The organism is Rhodovulum kholense, assembly GCF_003053725.1.
GTDB lineage: Bacteria > Pseudomonadota > Alphaproteobacteria > Rhodobacterales > Rhodobacteraceae > Rhodovulum > Rhodovulum kholense.
Map to the genome: position 1 here is coordinate 1 of NZ_QAYC01000020.1, position 15,626 is coordinate 15,626.

Sequence of the window (15,626 nt, forward strand, 5' to 3'; positions counted from 1 at the left end):
CCAGCGTCATGATCTCTTTCGGGATCGACTTCGTCGCGGGAAGAAACCGCGTCCCCAATCCCGCAACGGGAAAAACCGCCTTCGTTACTTGCCGGTTCATGATCTCACTCGCTTGTCGCTTTCATTTCATTCTAGCCCATATTGCCCGGGCTGGTTCGGAACATCGACAGAATCTGTTAATAATCCCCGATAATTCGGCCGATTTATCCCTGTGTTGGGAACATTTTGTGACATGCGCAAGGTTCCCGGTCCGCCGAACGAGACTTCGGCGGGGTCCCGCCACCCTGGCTCATCGCAAGAGCCTCAGGATGCGGGGTGCATCTCAGTCGAGCCCCATCGCGGCCATCATCGCCTCGATCCGGGAAACGTCCGTGGGGTTGTTCAGTTCCCAGAACTGGCGGCCGCGTGCTTCGACCTCGACGCAGAGCACAGGCCGCCCGTGTTCGAGGAATCGCAGCTGTTCGAGCCCTTCGAGCCCTTCGAGCGGGCCCGGCGCGAGCCTGCGATAGGCATCGAGCGCCGCGGGCCGGTAGGCATAGACGCCCACATGGTGAAAGACCGGCGTCGGCGCGCCGTCGGCATAGGTCTGCCCGGTATAGGGGATGACCTCTTTCGAGAAATAAAGCGCCCGGTTGCCCGCACCGAAAACCGCGGTGGTGCCGCCCACCCGGCCCGCGCGGCGGTCGTCCAGCAGCGCGGTCAGCCCCTGCCCGTCGCAGCGCAGCACCGGGGTCGCCAGATCGGCCTCGGGATCGTCGCGAAGCCCCGCCACCAGATCCTCTATAAACCAGGCGGGCGTCAGCGGCGCATCGCCCTGCAGATTGACCGCAATCTCGACCTCGCCGCCCAGCACATCGAGCGCCTCGGCCACGCGCTCGGTGCCGTTGGCGCAGGTCTCAGATGTCATCACAACCTCGGCGCCGAAGGCCTCGGCGGCGGCGCGGATACGGTCGTCATCGGTCGCGACCACCACCCGGTCGACGCCCGAGACAGCCTGCGCCGCCTCCCAGGACCGCCGGATCAGGCTTTTCTCCTGCCCGGACGCGCCTTTCAGCAGCGCCAGCGGCTTGCCCGGATAGCGCGAGGACGCGAACCGCGCCGGGATCACGATGACGACGGACATCAGGCGTCTTTCAGATCGACGCCCGGCGCATAGGCGATGAAGAACGGGTTCTCGTAGCCCGGCTTGCCATAGGAAAGCGGGCTGTGATCGTCGAAGCGCACGACCTTGCCGCCTGCGCCCGCCAGCACCGCATGCCCGGCCGCCGTGTCCCATTCCATGGTACGCCCGAGCCGCGGGTAAAGATCGGCCTCGCCGGTCGCGACGAGGCAGAATTTCAGCGACGATCCGGCCGAAGTCATGTCACGCACGGCATATTTCGCGATGTAGTCGTCGGTCGCCTGATCGCGGTGCGATTTCGAGGCCACGACCATCAGCGCGCCATTGTCGGGCGCCGAGACCGACAGCGGCGTGACCGGCCCGACCGTGTCGAGCGCCAGATCACCGGTTTCCTCGACGGTCGCGCCATCGGCGCGGGTGTAGAAAAGCCGCCCGCGCGCGGGGGCATAAACAACGCCGCGCACCGGAACTCCGCCCTCGACCCAGGCGATGTTGACGGTGAAATCGCCCCGCCGCTTGACGAATTCCTTGGTGCCGTCGAGCGGATCGACGATCAGGAAGTCGGCCGCGCGTTCGGTATGGGTGTCGGCCTGTTCCTCGGTCACGATCAGCGCCTCCGGGAAGGCGCGTTTCAGCTCGGCTGAAATCAGCGCATCGGCGGCCTCGTCGGCCTCGGTCACCGGACTGGAATCGGCCTTGGCACGGACCTCGAAATCGGGCGCGCCGTAGATCTCCATGATGCGCGCCCCGGCCAGAAGTGCCGTTTTCCGCATCACGGTCTCGAGCTGTGCGTAGTCCAAGCCTGCCTCCTGGTTGCGTCGCGCGACACGAAACGAATTCGCAAGCTCCTTATGCTTGGCTTGCCGGCAAACGGCAAGGACACACGGAAAAGGCGATGTTCCAGACGGCCAGACCGACCAGCACCGCCCAGGGCGGGCTGCGCCTGCTGGCGCTGATCTATCACGCCTCGGTGCGGCATGTGCGCAAAAGCCACCGCAACGCGGTGATGGGCCTGATCATGAACATCCTGCAGACCGTTCTGCTGGTGGTGTCGTTCTACGTGATGTTCAACCTCGTCGGCCTGCGCGGCGCCGCGATCCGGGGCGATTTCCTGGTCTACCTGATGTCGGGCGTGTTCCTGTTCATGACCTTCAACAAGACCATGGCCGCCGTCGTCGGGTCCGAGGGGCCGGCCTCGCCGATGATGCAGCACGCGCCGATGAACACGATCATCGCCATCGCCGCGGCCGCGCTCGGCACGCTCTATATCCAGATCCTGTCGATGCTTTTCGTCGGCTTCGTCTATCATGCCGCCTTCACCCCGATCACCGTGGACCGCCCCGTCGGGGCCATGGGCATGCTGCTGCTGGCCTGGTTTTCCGGGCTGTCGGTGGGGATGGTCTTTCTGGCGCTGAAGCCCTGGGCGCCGGGCTTCGTGGGGCTGGCCTCGACCGTCTTTCAGAGGATGAACATGATCGCGTCGGGCAAGATGTTCGTGGCCAATACCCTGCCCGGCTACATGCTGGTCTTCTTCGACTGGAACCCGCTGTTCCACTGCATCGACCAGGCCCGCGGCTATGCCTTCGTGAACTACAACCCGCATTTCACCTCGGTCGGCTACCCGCTGCGGCTGGCCATCGCGCTGACCATGATCGGGCTGATGGGCGAATTCTATACCCGCAAGTTCGCCACGGCGAGCTGGTACGCCCGGCGCTGAGCCCGGGATCAGTCGACCACCCGAAGCGTCAGGTTGATCCGGCCGCCGCCCTCGATCAGGGTCGAGCTGCCGCCGCGCACCCGGTCGATGCCGTGATGGACCAGCCGCGCCGCGCCCCCCATGACCAGAACGTCGCCCGATTTCAGCCAGAGGCTGTCGGTCGGCCCGCCCCGCTCGAGCCCGCCGATCCGGAAACGCGCCTCGTCGCCGAGCGAGACCGAGACGATGGGCCAGCCGAAATCGGCCTCGTCGCGGTCCTGATGCAGACCCATCCTGGCGCCCTCGCGGTACAGGTTGACCAGACAGCAGTCAGGCGCGCGGTCGACCCCGGTGACGCGATGCCAGAGCGACAGCACCGGCGCCGGGATCGGCGGCCAGGCCACGCCGGAGGGGTGGCGCGTCTCGTAGCGATAGCCGCGCCGGTCCGACACCCAGCCGTATTTTCCGGCCGAGGTCATCCGCACGCTCATCTTGCGCCCGAACCGGGTTTCGGGCTGCACCGGCGGCGCGAGCGCCATCACCGCCGCGATCTCGGCCACCAGTGCGGCCTGGGCGGCCGGGTCCAGCAGCCCCGGGAAAACCTCGACCCCCCGCACCACCAGCGCGGGCACGGGGCGGCCATGTCGGTCTGTCTCAGACATCGTTCACCACACTCACAAATCTGTCATAGGCTGCGCTTGCAGGGTTTGACACCCCTCCTTATATACCCCCGAGAAACGGGCCAGGGTCTGCCGTGGCCCCCTGGGATCGGGGCGCAGAGGCCTCCTGTAGGGTCTGCTCCCCACAACATCGCCGAATGAAGAGGTAAGATATCATGGGTAAAGTCATCGGGATCGACCTCGGGACCACCAACTCCTGCGTCGCCATCATGGATGGGGCGCAACCCCGGGTGATCGAGAATGCCGAGGGCGCGCGGACGACGCCGTCGATCGTGGCCTTCACCGACAGCGAGCGTCTGGTCGGACAACCCGCCAAACGTCAGGCCGTCACCAACCCCGAAAACACCGTCTTTGCGGTCAAGCGGCTGATCGGCCGCCGGGTGGATGACGCCGAAGTCGAGAAAGACAAGAAGCACGTCCCCTATTCCATCGTCGACGGCGGCAATGGCGACGCCTGGGTCAGTGTCCGCGGCGAGAAATATTCGCCCAGCCAGATCTCGGCCTTCATCCTGCAGAAGATGAAGGAAACCGCCGAAAGCTACCTTGGCGAAGAGGTGACGCAGGCCGTCATCACGGTTCCGGCCTATTTCAACGACGCCCAGCGTCAAGCGACCAAGGATGCCGGCAAGATCGCGGGCCTTGAGGTGCTGCGCATCATCAACGAACCGACCGCGGCCGCGCTGGCCTACGGGCTCGACAAGAAGGAAACCCGCACCATCGCGGTCTATGACCTCGGCGGCGGCACCTTCGACATCACCATTCTGGAAATCGACGACGGCCTCTTCGAGGTGAAATCGACCAACGGGGATACCTTCCTCGGCGGCGAAGACTTCGACATGCGCATCGTCGCCTACCTTGCCGACGAGTTCAAAAAGGAACACGGCGTCGACCTGACCAAGGACAAGATGGCCCTGCAACGGCTGAAGGAAGCCGCCGAGAAGGCCAAGATCGAGCTGTCCTCCTCCAGCCAGACCGAGATCAACCAGCCCTTCATCTCGATGAACCCGCAGGCCGGCACGCCGCTGCACCTGGTGATGAAGCTGACCCGCGCCAAGCTGGAAAGCCTTGTGGGCGACCTGATCAAGAAGTCGATCAAGCCCTGCCAGGACGCGCTGAAGGATGCCGGGCTCTCGACCTCGGACATCGACGAGGTGGTGCTGGTCGGCGGCATGACCCGGATGCCCCGCGTCATCGAGGAAGTGACCAAGTTCTTCGGCAAGGAACCGCACAAGGGCGTGAACCCGGACGAAGTGGTCGCCATGGGCGCCGCGATCCAGGCCGGCGTTCTGCAGGGTGACGTGAAAGACGTCGTTCTGCTGGACGTCACGCCGCTGTCCCTGGGCATCGAGACGCTGGGTGGTGTCTTCACTCGTCTGATCGACCGCAACACCACGATCCCGACCAAGAAAAGCCAGATCTTCTCGACCGCCGAGGACAACCAGAGCGCCGTGACGATCCGCGTCTTCCAGGGCGAACGCGAGATGGCGGCCGACAACAAGATGCTTGGCCAGTTCAACCTTGAAGACATCCCGCCCGCGCCGCGCGGCATGCCGCAGATCGAGGTAACCTTCGACATCGACGCCAACGGCATCGTGTCGGTTTCGGCCAAGGACAAGGGCACCGGCCGCGAACAGAAGATCACCATCCAGGCCTCGGGCGGCCTGTCGGATGACGAGATCGACAAGATGGTGCGCGAGGCCGAGGCCAATGCCGAAGCCGACAAGAAACGCCGCGAACTGGTCGAGACCCGGAACCAGGCCGAAAGCCTGATCCATTCGACCGAGAAGTCGATCGAGGAGCATGGCGACAAGGTCGACCCGTCGACCGTCGAGGCGATCGAACTGGCGGTCGCCGCGCTGAAGGACGTGCTGGATTCGGAAGATGCCGGCAAGATCAAGGGCGGCATCCAGAACGTGTCGGAAGCCGCGATGAAGCTGGGCGAAGCCATCTACAAGGCCCAGCAGCAGGACAGCTCTGCCCCCGAAGCCGACGACGACCGCGACGAGCCGACCGGCGTGGACGACGAGATCGTCGATGCCGAGTTCGAGGATCTGGACGATCGCAAGCGCTCGTGAGGCGCAACCGGACCCGAGGCGGCCGGTCCGGGCAACCGGGCCGGCCAACGCGTTCCAGGAAGAGGGTTAGGGTTAGCTGATGGCAAAGCGCGATTTCTACGAGGTTCTCGGGATTGCCCGCGGGGCCTCGGCCGAAGAGATCAAGAAGGCCTATCGCAAGAAGGCCAAGGAACTGCACCCCGACCGCAATGCGGACAATCCCAAGGCAGAGGCGCAGTTCAAGGAGGTCAACGAGGCCTACGAGACGCTGAAGGACCCCGACAAGAAGGCGGCCTATGACCGCTTCGGCCACGCCGCCTTCGAACAGGGCGGCGGCCGCGGTCCCGGCGGCATGGGCGGCGGCTTCGGCGGCCAGGGCGATTTTGCCTCGGCCTTCTCGAACGTCTTCGACGACCTGTTCGGCGATTTCATGGGCGGGGCCGGCCCCGGCGGACGCCAGCGCGCCACGCGCGGGTCCGACCTGCGCTACAATCTCCGGGTCACGCTGGAGGAAGCCTATTCCGGCCTGCAGAAGACCATCAAGGTGCCCAGCTCGGTCGCCTGCGAGGTCTGCAATGGCACCGGCGCGGCCGGCGGCGCCGAACCGACCACCTGTCCAACCTGTTCGGGCATGGGCAAGGTCCGGGCGCAGCAGGGCTTTTTCACCGTCGAACGGACCTGTCCGACCTGTGGCGGCGCGGGCCAGATCGTCAAGAACCCCTGCAAGTCCTGCGGCGGCGCGGGCCGGGTCGAACGCGAACGCGCGCTGTCGGTCAACATCCCCGCAGGCGTCGAGACCGGCACCCGCATCCGGCTGGCCGGCGAGGGCGAGGCGGGGCTTCGGGGCGGGCCGTCGGGCGATCTGTACATCTTCATCGAGGTGACCGATCACCCGCTGTTCGAGCGTGACGGGCTGAACCTGTTTTGCCGGGTTCCGGTCTCGATGACCGCCGCGGCGCTGGGCGGCGAGATCGAGGTGCCGACCATCGACGGCGGCCGGTCGCGGGTGAAGGTGCCCGGCGGCAGCCAGTCGGGCAAGCAGATGCGGCTGCGCAGCAAGGGGATGCCTGCGCTTCGCGGCAATGCCCAGGGCGACATGTTCATCGAACTGGCGGTCGAGACCCCGGTCAACCTCACCACGCGCCAGAAAGAGCTTCTGCGCGAATTCGAGGAACTGAGCGAGGAGAACAATCCCGAGGGGTCGTCCTTCTTCAAGAAGGTGAAAAGCTTCTGGGACGGGATGAAAAGCTGACGCGGGCCGGACGGCCCGCGTTGTCCGCGCAAGCTTAACGTTTCGTTCACCTTGATTCCGCTACCGTTGGGTCATGCCGCGCCCGACGCCTCCTCCATCGCCCGCCGAACCGGTGCTGCCGCTTTTCGCGGAGGCGCCGGTCAGGGCGCTGGCCCCCGGCGAACGGCTGCCCTCCTACCTGCGCGACCATCGCCGCCGCCTTCGCGACCGGTTCATGGCCGGCGGCGCGGCAGCGATGCCCGACTACGAACTGCTTGAAATGGTGCTGTTCCGCGCCCTGCCCCGGCAGGATGTCAAGCCGCTGGCCCGGCTGCTTCTGGACCGGTTCCGCGACTTCAACGGCGTGCTTTCGGCCCCGGTCGCCCGCCTGCAGGAGGTGCATGGCGTCGGCCCGTCGGTCATCGTCGAGCTGAAGCTGGTCGAGGCCGCGGCCCAGCGCCTGGCCCGGACCCGCGTCATGCACCGGCCCGTACTGTCAAGCTGGGACGCGCTGCTCGATTACTGCCGCACCGCCATGGCCCATCGCGAGACCGAACAGTTCCGCGTGCTGTTCCTAGACCGCAAGAACGTGCTGATCGCCGACGAGGAACAGGCCCGCGGCACCGTCGATCACGTGCCGGTCTATCCGCGCGAAGTGGTCAAACGCGCGCTCGAACTGAACGCCTCGGCCCTGATCCTCGTCCACAACCACCCCTCGGGCGACCCGACCCCCTCGCAATCCGATATCGCGATGACGGCGCAGATCGAGGCCGCCTGCGCCGCACTGACCCTAGTGCTGCATGACCATCTGATCGTCGGCAAGGCCCGCGAGCTGAGCTTTCGGGCCGAAGGCTATCTCTAGAGGCTTGCACGGCCCTCCCTGCGGTCGCCGTGTCCCAGCGGCGCTCGCCCCGGCCCGCCGGGCCAGCGCCTTGGCCTCGCAGATCCGCAACACGGGACTTACCCGGGTCGAATAGGCGGCCTCGACCGGCACCAGCCCCGACAGACAGCCGGACAGGTTGGGGCAGGCACGCAGCAGGCTTTCCCGCGAGTCCGGGTCCAGCGCCGCGAAGCCGAACCGCCCCGACCAGAAGGTTTCAACCCAAAGCCCCTCTGCCCGACCAGCGCATGCGCCTCGCGCAGGATGTGATGATAGCTGCAGCCCTTCTTGCAGCGCACGATGCGCACGCCGGGCCAGCCCTGCCGTGCAGGCTGCTTTGCGCGGGCCAGCGCCTCGACCCCGTCCGCGTCGATCAGCACGCAATGCTGCCACGACAGCCGGACCGGCTGGCGGTTGCCCAACGCCCCGGCCTTGATCTCGACCGGGCAGAGAGACGGGTCGGCTTCCATCTCGGCGTGCGCGACCTCCCGCCGACCGGTCCAAAGCACCGGCAAGGCGCGCCCGTCCCGCACCAGCACAAGATCGCCGGGGCCAATACCTCGACCGTGACCGGGCCCAAGGGCGTGTCGATCAGCGTCAGGCTTTCCCCGCTCGGAAAGCAGAGAACCGCGTTGCCCGCCCCGTCACCGCCGACCTTGATGTCCCAGGCGGCGACCGGGTTCCCCTGGCCATCGGTCAATTCCGAGAGGTCGACCTGATCGGCGGTGCGTCCCGAAGCGTCGAGCGGCATGTCGAAACCGGTAACGGTATCCTGACCGTCTTTGTCGCCGAAGACGACCCTGTCCTTCCCGGCGCCCAGAGCCAGGCGGTCGGCGCCGCCGCCCGCGCCCACTGTGTCGCCTCCGGCCCCGGCGGTGAACGTCTCTTTGCCCGAGCCGCCCGAACTCGCATCATCCCCCGCGCCCAGATCGTGGACGGCGGCAGCGGTGTTCGCGGTTGCGTCGATACTGTCGCCATAGGCCGTCGCGACGATTTCACAGACGGTTGCGGCGGTACCGGTGGTGTTGGTCCCGTTGAAACTGTAGCTGAATCCGCTGGCACCGGAATAGGTTACCGCCACGCCGGGGGCGGCATAGTCGAAGAACTTGACGACATCCCAGCCAGAGGCGGCTGCGGAAATCTGAACAACCGGGATAAGTGGATTTTCTGCGCCAGAGCAGCATGATGCCGCAAGCGAGGAGAGGACGATGGCAAGACGACCGCGCCGGAACCATAGCGCGGCATTCAAGGCGAAAGCGGCGGTAGCCGCGATCAAGGGCGAGAAGACCATGATCGAGCTGGCGCAAGACGTCGACGTCCATCCGAACCAGATCAAGCCGTGCCGTAACCCGTTGCGCGAGGGCGCGGCCGAGATCTTCAATACCGATCAGGGCAGCCAGTTCACCTCGCCCGAGTTCGTCAAGGTGCTGGCCGCCCGCGACTTCAAGATCAGCATGGATGGCAAGGGCGCGTGGCGGGACAATGTCTTCGTCGAGCGCTTGTGGCGGACCATCAAATACGAAGAGGTCTACCTGCGCGCCTATGCCAGCGTGTCCGAAGCCCGGACCCGGATCGGCCGGTATCTGACCTTCCACAATGGCCGCCACCCGCCTTCATCGCTTGACGCCCCCCCCCGATCAGGCCGACTTCCGCGAGCCAATGCCCCCAAGCGGTGGCGGCGTAACCGAGGCGGAAAACCACTTGGCCCCCCGGAACCTGTTCAGATCAACCGAACCACCTCTCCTTCCAGCTAAGACTGCCAAATGTGAAGACATCGAACTTTTCGGCACGCAGTATAGTGAACACACGCCCCGACGGTGCTGGCGACGCGTTCGAAATTCAGAGTATCAATGCCCACGCCGCCATCGACGGTGGTGAAATCCCGATTGTCGGTGGCCGTAAACAGGTCGTTGCCGGTCCCGCCGGTAAGGGTCGTCATTGCTTGTGCCCCCGCGAGGACCTTGCAGCGCAGGACTGGGCAAAAAGGAGGTCAGGACCGACCTCGAGTCCGGCCTCGGGCCTTCTGGCAGCGGCACTGGCCTGCCATGGGGCCGTATCGAAATCCGGCCGCAGGCGACAGGGCGTCCCACCGGTGGCGACAAGATCCATGCGACCGGTAGCCGTCACACTCTTCCCCAAAGACGCCCCGAGGCTATGATCGCGGGTTTAACGGAGCATTCCCCGGCGCTGCGGTTCGGGGACGGACAAGGTCAGATGACGCAATGTCATCGTGCCGGGGGAGTTCGGCGTCTTGCCCCTTGGGACCGGCTGTCTGCAGCCCCCTGCGAATCGCATGACCGCGGTCGATCCAGATGCGGCCCCGCGTGAGCGGGGCGGCGACGACGCCAGGCGGCGCCGTCGGCCGGTGCCGTGACAGACCGCGCAGCGCACCTTCAGTGCCTGCGGGGCGGGGAGGATGGCGCCTCGTCTTCGGCTTCGGCCGGGTCAGACGGGTCGGCCGCGTCGCCGGGCACGCTGTAGGCACCGGTCAGCCAGCGCCCCAGATCCACATCGGCACAGCGGCGCGAACAGAACGGGCGATAGGACGGGTCGGTCGGCTTCTTGCAGACGGGGCAGGTCATGGAGCGAGGGTCTCGCTGAGCGGCAGGCGTTCGCGCTTGCGGGTCAGTTCGGCATGGCCGAGAGGGGTCCAGCCGACGAAGGTCGTCTCGACCGCATCGGCGCGGAAGGCGGCCTTCATCACCTGTTCCAGCGCGACCCGGTCCTTCTTGGGCATCGGCGCGAAATCGACCACGATCTGACCCGCAAGCCCGCGCAGGCGCAACAGCCGGGGCAGCGCGCGGGCGGCGGCGATATTGGCCTTCAGCCCCGCGGCGGGCGAGCTGTCGGCACCGGTATTCACATCGACCGCGGTCAGCGCCCGGGTCGGCTCGACATGGACGGACCCGCCGCCGGGCAGGGCCTCGGGACCGGCCAAGGCGGCAATGGCCTCGGGGACGCCATGGTCGTCGAAGCAGCCCGGGCGGTCGTCAAGATCGTCGGGCTCGGGCCAGTCGCGCCAGGCCAGCGCATGGGAATCGGGGCCGTCGAGAAACAGCTCGGGCACGCCATCGGCGGGTTCCGACAGGATCGCCTCGGCCAGCGCGCGCTGGGCGGCGATGTCCTCGGCCACGGCCTCGGGATCGGCGCCCTCGGCCGCCGAGCGCAGGATTGCCCCGAGCCCCTCGGGCGCGCCCTCCATCCCGTCATGCAGGATCTCGAGAAGCCGGTCGCGCTCGGCCTCGTCGCGGATCGCGCGGGACACGTTCAGGCCGGGCGCCTCGGGCGTCAGGATCGCAAGACGGCTCTTGAACAGGATGCGGGGCGTGACCGGCACCGCCTTGCCCTCCTCGGCATAGCCCGTGACCTGCACCAGCAGCCCCTGGCCGGGGCGCAGTCCCTTGGCCTGCCTGAGAAAGGCCCGTCCCTCGGGCAGCCGCAGGAAGACCCCGCCCTGACCCTTCATCTGCCGGTCGACAACGCCCCGGCAGATCGCGCCCGGCATCGGACGCTCGTCCGGCGGGTCGATCAGCAGGTCTTCGAGCCGGCCGTCTTCCATCAGCGCCGCGGCCTTTCGACCACCGATCTCGTCCAGCAGGATGCTGCGTCCCTTCATGTGCGCCCCGTATCCAGAGGATAGCCCGCCGCACGCAACAGCGTCGCGGTTTCGGCCAGTGGCAGCCCCACGACCGCCGAGAACGATCCGCCGATCCAGGGCACGAAAGCGCCCGCGCGGCCCTGAATGCCGTAGCCGCCCGCCTTGCCCTGCCATTCGCCCGAGGCAAGATAGGCGTTGATCTCGGCATCGCTCAGCTGCTTCATCCGCACCTGGGTCACGACCTCGCGGTCCCAGATCCGGTCGCCGAGCCGAAGCGCGACCGCCGTCACCACCCGGTGCCGCCGGCCTGACATGGCGTAAAGGAAGGCGGCCGCCTCGCCCGCATCGGCGGGCTTGCCGAGGATGCGTCGGCCCAGCGCCACGGTGGTATCGGCGCACAGCACCAAGTCATCGGGCGCGGCCGAGACGGCGCGGACCTTTTCGCGGGCCATGCGAAGACAGTAGGGACGGGGAAGCTCACCCCGATGGGGCGTTTCGTCGATATCGGCGGGACGCACGTCATCGGGGGCAATCCCGATCTGCGCCAGAAGGTCTTTCCGGCGTGGGCTCTGAGAGCCTAGGATCAGCCTCAAGGTTTACTTGAAACGATAGTTGATCCGACCCTTGGTCAGATCGTAGGGGGTCATTTCGACCTGAACCCGGTCGCCGGCCAGAACGCGGATGCGGTTCTTGCGCATCTTGCCTGCCGTATGCGCGATGATCTCATGGCCGTTGTCCAGCTCGACCCGAAACGTCGCATTCGGCAGGAGTTCCTTCACGACGCCGGGAAATTCGAGCATTTCTTCCTTGGCCATGGTCACTCCAAAAAGGGGTAAGCCCGGAAGGATTCCGGGCGCGCAAGTAAATGCGCCCGATCAGCCAATAATTCAAGTCGTAAATGCGTGAAACGGCCGCCCCGGCAATGCGGTCGGCCCGGCATGATCGCATCGCCCAGATAGGACAGCCGCGCGCTCCGGCAAGTCCCCCGGACGCCGCGTGAATTTTCGCGCAGGCCGGCCGGGACCGCCATGCCTTCCCGGCATGCGCCCCCCCCCCGCGCGCCTTGCGTCGCGGGCGGGCAAGGATGCGCGGGACGCGCGGGCGTGCTAGGCTTGGTCCACCCAGACCGATTGCGTGGGCCCCCGGGCCCGCCAGGGGACTCTGCCAATGGAAGGTGACCGCATGGCCCGCTCGTTCCGCCGCCCGATCCTTGCCCTGAGCTGCCTTGCAGCGCTCTGGCTTCAGCCCGCCGATGCCTGGACGCTGTGGGAGGCCGACCCGCCAAAGACGCCGCTGGAGAAGCATCTCGACCGGCTGGTCGAGGGCGGCGAGGACCTGACCGAGCTGCATGGCCGCATCGAGGAGAGCCGCGATCAGGGCTTCCGCCTGCTGGGCCGGTCGACCAAGAGCCTCGAGCGCGATGTCGACGATCTGGTGCTGGAAATCGAGCGGGCGCTTTTGCAGGACGGCAATGTCGGCGCCATCGAGGACATCCGGCGGCTTCGGGCCGAGATCGCGGGGCTCGGGCGCGAGATCGAGGTGCTGCGCCGCGATCTGTATCTGGCCCGGCAAAAGCCCGAGCCCGACCCCGATGCGACCGAGAAGATCGAGGGCCGGATCGCCGACCGCGAAGCCGCCGCGGCCACGCTGGAGGCCGAGGTGGCGGCACGCAAGACCGCGCTGCGCGAGACCTTCGCCGAGGCCGGGGCGACGCTTGGCGAGGACGAGATCGACAGCCTGACCTCCCGGGCCGATGGCGACGATCTGCTGAAGATGTTCACGGTCTTCGACATCACCCGCAAGATCACCGACGAGTTGAAGGCGCTGATGCAGGGCACCGCGCCCTCGCCCGAGATGCAGCTTCAGTATTACGGCGTGTTCGTGGTGATGGCCGAATTGCAGGTCATGGTGCACCGCGAATACCTGCGCCGACTGGACGAGGATTATCTGCCCGCGCTGGAAACCATCAAGGCCGAGATCGACGCCACCGTCGCCTTTGCCCGCGAGCGAATGGCCACGGCGACGCCCGAACAGCAGGACATCTACGCCAAGAACATCGCCGCCAACGCGCTGTCTCTGGACGTGATCGCCCGCTACGAACAGATCCTGGGCCAGCAGAAGGCCCGCTCGGCCGAGGCGATGGAAAAGGCCCAATCCTGGCTCGACGTCACCTATTCGACCTATGACACCGCGGTGAACTCGATGAACGTGCTGAATTTCATCGACGAGACCGACCGGCTGTTCGGCGAGATCATGACCCGGCAGCTGCCCGACCTGCAGCCCTTCGACGACAATACGCTGCGCCAGCGCTTCGAGGAAATCTCGGACCGGGTTGCCGAAATCGTCGGCAATTCCTGAACCCGCCGGACAGGCCCGCGACAGGCGCCCCGCGGTCGCCTGTTGACCCGTGCCCGCCCGCCCACTACCTGCGCAGGGACCCAAAGGAGTGTGCCCATGCCGCCGCGCCCGCAGCCGCAGGACGATCGCGAAACCTCGAAACGGATCGGCGCGCTTCGCGCGCTCTGGCCCTTCGTCGCCCCCTACCGGCGGATGCTGGCGGCGGCGCTGAGCGCGCTGGTGCTGACAGCCCTCGTCTACCTGGCGATGCCGGTCGCGGTGCGGCAGGTGGTCGATGCCTTCGACACCGAAACGGCCGCGCTGCTTGACCGCTATTTCGGGCTGGCGCTGATCATCGTCGCGCTGCTCGCCGTCGGCACGGCGCTGCGCTACTACCTCGTGACCCGGCTGGGCGAGAGGGTGGTGGCCGATATCCGCAGCGCCGTCTTCGACCGCATGATCGGCATGAGCCCCACCTTCTACGAAAAGACCATGACCGGCGAGGTGCTGAGCCGGATCACCACGGACACCACGCTGATCCTGTCGGTGCTGTCCTCTTCGGCCTCGTTCGCGCTGCGCAACATCCTCGTCTTCTTCGGCGCGCTGGTGCTGATGCTGGCGACCGCCGCCAAGCTGTCGGGTCTGGTGTTGCTGCTGGTGCCCGCCGTGATCGTGCCCATCGTCCTGCTGGGGCGCAGGCTGAGGCGGCTCAGCCGCGAGAACCAGGACTGGATCGCGGCCTCGTCCGGCAATGCCTCCGAGGCGCTCTTGTCGGTGCAGACGGTGCAGGCCTTCACCAATGAAAGCCGCGCCCGGGCGCAGTTCCGGGCCGTGACCGAACATAGTTTTCTGTCGGCCCGGCACCGGATCGGCACCCGCGCGGTGATGACGGTGATCGTGATCTTCCTCGTCTTCGCGGGCATCGTCGGCGTGCTTTGGGTCGGCGCGCGCGACGTGCGGGCGGGCGACATGAGCGTCGGCGAACTGGTGCAGTTCGTGATCTATTCGGTTATGGTCGCGGGCGCCGTCGCCGCCATGACCGAGATCTGGGGCGAGTTGCAGCGCGCCGCGGGCGCGACCGAACGGCTGGTCGAGCTTTTGACCGCGCGGGACAGCGTGACCGATCCGGCGGCCCCTCTGCCTCTGCCCGAGCCCGCCCGCGGCGAGATCCGCTTCGAGGGGGTGCGGTTCTCGTATCCGACCCGGCCGGACACGCCCGCGCTTGACGGGATCGAGCTGACCGTGCGCCCCGGCGAGACGGTGGCCCTGGTCGGCCCTTCGGGGGCGGGCAAGACCACGGTCATGCAGCTGATCCTGCGGTTCTACGACCCGCAGGAGGGGCGCGTGCTTTTCGACGGCGCCGATCTGCGCGATCTGGGTCGCGAGGCCTTCCGCAGCCGTCTGGCGCTGGTGCCGCAGGACCCGGCGATCTTCGCCGCCAGCGCGCGCGAAAACATCCGCTTCGGCCGCCCCGGCGCAACCGATGCCGAGGTCGAGGCCGCCGCCCGCGCCGCCGCCGCGCATGACTTCCTGACCGCGCTGCCGCAGGGCTACGATACCGAGGTGGGCGAACGCGGGCTGATGCTGTCGGGCGGACAGAAACAGCGCATCGCCATCGCCCGTGCGATCCTTCGGGACGCGCCGGTGCTGCTGCTGGACGAAGCGACCTCGGCGCTTGACGCGGAATCGGAACGCGCGGTGCAGGAGGCCGTTGACCGCATGGCCGCGACCCGGACCACGATCATCATCGCCCACCGGCTGGCCACGGTGAAGAAGGCTGACCGGATCGTCGTGCTGGACCGGGGCCGGATCGTGGCCGAGGGCACGCATGACGCGCTGGTCGCCCAGGGCGGGCTTTATGCACGGCTGGCCCGGCTTCAATTCACCGCAGGGGTCGAAACCGCCGCCTGAGCCGGATTCCGCTTGCCTGCCAGAGCGCTACGCCTAGGCTGCCGCAAGGGCAACGGGCGGAGGTCAGGTGGGGACAACGTCGAGGGCGGACCGGCACGACACCGGCGCCGACGGAGGGC

General features: G+C 67.0%; 14 protein-coding genes and 2 pseudogenes. 7 read left to right on the forward strand and 9 right to left on the reverse strand.

Features of this window, described 5'->3' with window-relative positions; all coding sequences use genetic code 11:
- The 3 genes and pseudogenes from C8N38_RS22050 to cysQ all read right to left on the reverse strand — a co-directional run.
- Window positions 1-100, reverse strand: a pseudogene (locus C8N38_RS22050) (UTP--glucose-1-phosphate uridylyltransferase); the annotation flags it as partial.
- A gap of 222 nt (window positions 101-322) precedes the next feature.
- The gene (locus C8N38_RS18285; protein WP_108028579.1) at window positions 323-1,123 is read right to left on the reverse strand and encodes a 3-deoxy-manno-octulosonate cytidylyltransferase; all 801 of its coding nucleotides are present in this window, start codon (window positions 1,121-1,123) and stop codon (window positions 323-325) included.
- The gene (gene cysQ / locus C8N38_RS18290; RefSeq protein WP_108028580.1) at window positions 1,123-1,920 is read right to left on the reverse strand and encodes a 3'(2'),5'-bisphosphate nucleotidase CysQ; all 798 of its coding nucleotides are present in this window, start codon (window positions 1,918-1,920) and stop codon (window positions 1,123-1,125) included. Before cysQ ends, C8N38_RS18285 begins: the two co-directional genes overlap by 1 nt.
- A 95-nt stretch (window positions 1,921-2,015) precedes the next feature.
- On the opposite strand from cysQ, the gene C8N38_RS18295 reads away from it, so the two are divergent.
- Entirely contained in the window at window positions 2,016-2,837 is an 822-nt protein-coding gene (locus C8N38_RS18295) for an ABC transporter permease (protein WP_108028581.1), read from the forward strand.
- 8 nt (window positions 2,838-2,845) lie between these two features.
- Here C8N38_RS18295 and C8N38_RS18300 read toward each other — a convergent pair whose 3' ends face one another.
- Entirely contained in the window at window positions 2,846-3,478 is a 633-nt protein-coding gene (locus tag C8N38_RS18300) for an alpha-ketoglutarate-dependent dioxygenase AlkB family protein (RefSeq protein ID WP_108028582.1), read from the reverse strand.
- Window positions 3,479-3,651: 173 nt separating this feature from the next.
- Here C8N38_RS18300 and dnaK point away from each other — a divergent pair, with 173 nt between their 5' ends.
- The 3 genes from dnaK (at window position 3,652) to radC (ending at window position 7,643) form a co-directional block, all read left to right on the forward strand.
- On the forward strand, window positions 3,652-5,571 hold the full coding sequence (gene dnaK / locus C8N38_RS18305) for a molecular chaperone DnaK (RefSeq protein WP_108028583.1): 1,920 nt from the start codon (window positions 3,652-3,654) through the stop codon (window positions 5,569-5,571).
- A gap of 79 nt (window positions 5,572-5,650) precedes the next feature.
- Window positions 5,651-6,802, forward strand: a complete 1,152-nt coding sequence (gene dnaJ / locus C8N38_RS18310; protein ID WP_108028584.1) for a molecular chaperone DnaJ — start codon at window positions 5,651-5,653, stop codon at window positions 6,800-6,802.
- A gap of 73 nt (window positions 6,803-6,875) precedes the next feature.
- Window positions 6,876-7,643: a RadC family protein gene (radC, locus tag C8N38_RS18315; protein ID WP_108028585.1), complete on the forward strand. Its 768-nt coding sequence runs from the start codon at window positions 6,876-6,878 to the stop codon at window positions 7,641-7,643.
- Window positions 7,644-7,741: 98 nt separating this feature from the next.
- Here radC and C8N38_RS22345 read toward each other — a convergent pair whose 3' ends face one another.
- Window positions 7,742-8,200 carry a Hint domain-containing protein gene (locus C8N38_RS22345; protein ID WP_158272388.1) on the reverse strand — a complete coding sequence of 153 codons (459 nt, stop codon included), beginning with the start codon at window positions 8,198-8,200 and terminating at the stop codon, window positions 7,742-7,744.
- Window positions 8,201-9,016: 816 nt separating this feature from the next.
- On the opposite strand from C8N38_RS22345, the pseudogene C8N38_RS18325 reads away from it, so the two are divergent.
- Window positions 9,017-9,326, forward strand: a pseudogene (locus C8N38_RS18325) (integrase core domain-containing protein); the annotation flags it as partial.
- Window positions 9,327-10,054: 728 nt separating this feature from the next.
- Here C8N38_RS18325 and C8N38_RS18330 read toward each other — a convergent pair.
- Genes C8N38_RS18330 through infA form a run of 4 tightly spaced genes read right to left on the reverse strand, consistent with a single transcriptional unit; the run spans window position 10,055 to window position 12,074 of the window.
- Window positions 10,055-10,243: a DNA gyrase inhibitor YacG gene (locus C8N38_RS18330; RefSeq protein WP_108028587.1), complete on the reverse strand. Its 189-nt coding sequence runs from the start codon at window positions 10,241-10,243 to the stop codon at window positions 10,055-10,057.
- Window positions 10,240-11,277, reverse strand: a complete 1,038-nt coding sequence (locus tag C8N38_RS18335) for a ribonuclease E/G (RefSeq protein ID WP_108028588.1) — start codon at window positions 11,275-11,277, stop codon at window positions 10,240-10,242. The genes C8N38_RS18330 and C8N38_RS18335 overlap by 4 nt, the downstream gene beginning before the upstream one ends.
- Window positions 11,274-11,852, reverse strand: coding sequence for a Maf family protein (locus C8N38_RS18340; protein ID WP_108028589.1), 579 nt, complete (start codon window positions 11,850-11,852; stop codon window positions 11,274-11,276). The genes C8N38_RS18335 and C8N38_RS18340 overlap by 4 nt, the downstream gene beginning before the upstream one ends.
- Window positions 11,853-11,855: 3 nt before the next feature.
- The gene (gene infA, locus C8N38_RS18345) at window positions 11,856-12,074 is read right to left on the reverse strand and encodes a translation initiation factor IF-1 (RefSeq protein WP_043918791.1); all 219 of its coding nucleotides are present in this window, start codon (window positions 12,072-12,074) and stop codon (window positions 11,856-11,858) included.
- A gap of 367 nt (window positions 12,075-12,441) precedes the next feature.
- Between infA and C8N38_RS18350 the strand changes: the two genes are divergently transcribed.
- Both C8N38_RS18350 and C8N38_RS18355 read left to right on the forward strand, forming a co-directional pair.
- Complete coding sequence (locus C8N38_RS18350; protein ID WP_146176312.1) at window positions 12,442-13,617, forward strand: hypothetical protein; 1,176 nt, start codon at window positions 12,442-12,444, stop codon at window positions 13,615-13,617.
- Between the two features lie 96 nt (window positions 13,618-13,713).
- On the forward strand, window positions 13,714-15,507 hold the full coding sequence (locus C8N38_RS18355) for an ABC transporter transmembrane domain-containing protein (RefSeq protein WP_170120336.1): 1,794 nt from the start codon (window positions 13,714-13,716) through the stop codon (window positions 15,505-15,507).
- The last annotated feature ends 119 nt before the right edge of the window (window positions 15,508-15,626 follow it).

Coding starts and splice junctions, on each gene's coding strand:
- C8N38_RS18285 (WP_108028579.1), bottom strand. CDS start 1,123: ATGTCCGTCGTCATCGTGATCCCGGCGCGGTTCGCGTCCTCGCGCTAT.
- C8N38_RS18295 (WP_108028581.1), top strand. CDS start 2,016: ATGTTCCAGACGGCCAGACCGACCAGCACCGCCCAGGGCGGGCTGCGC.
- C8N38_RS18300 (WP_108028582.1), bottom strand. CDS start 3,478: ATGTCTGAGACAGACCGACATGGCCGCCCCGTGCCCGCGCTGGTGGTG.
- dnaK (WP_108028583.1), top strand. CDS start 3,652: ATGGGTAAAGTCATCGGGATCGACCTCGGGACCACCAACTCCTGCGTC.
- dnaJ (WP_108028584.1), top strand. CDS start 5,651: ATGGCAAAGCGCGATTTCTACGAGGTTCTCGGGATTGCCCGCGGGGCC.
- radC (WP_108028585.1), top strand. CDS start 6,876: ATGCCGCGCCCGACGCCTCCTCCATCGCCCGCCGAACCGGTGCTGCCG.
- C8N38_RS18330 (WP_108028587.1), bottom strand. CDS start 10,243: ATGACCTGCCCCGTCTGCAAGAAGCCGACCGACCCGTCCTATCGCCCG.
- C8N38_RS18335 (WP_108028588.1), bottom strand. CDS start 11,277: ATGAAGGGACGCAGCATCCTGCTGGACGAGATCGGTGGTCGAAAGGCC.
- infA (WP_043918791.1), bottom strand. CDS start 12,074: ATGGCCAAGGAAGAAATGCTCGAATTTCCCGGCGTCGTGAAGGAACTC.
- C8N38_RS18350 (WP_146176312.1), top strand. CDS start 12,442: ATGGCCCGCTCGTTCCGCCGCCCGATCCTTGCCCTGAGCTGCCTTGCA.
- C8N38_RS18355 (WP_170120336.1), top strand. CDS start 13,714: ATGCCGCCGCGCCCGCAGCCGCAGGACGATCGCGAAACCTCGAAACGG.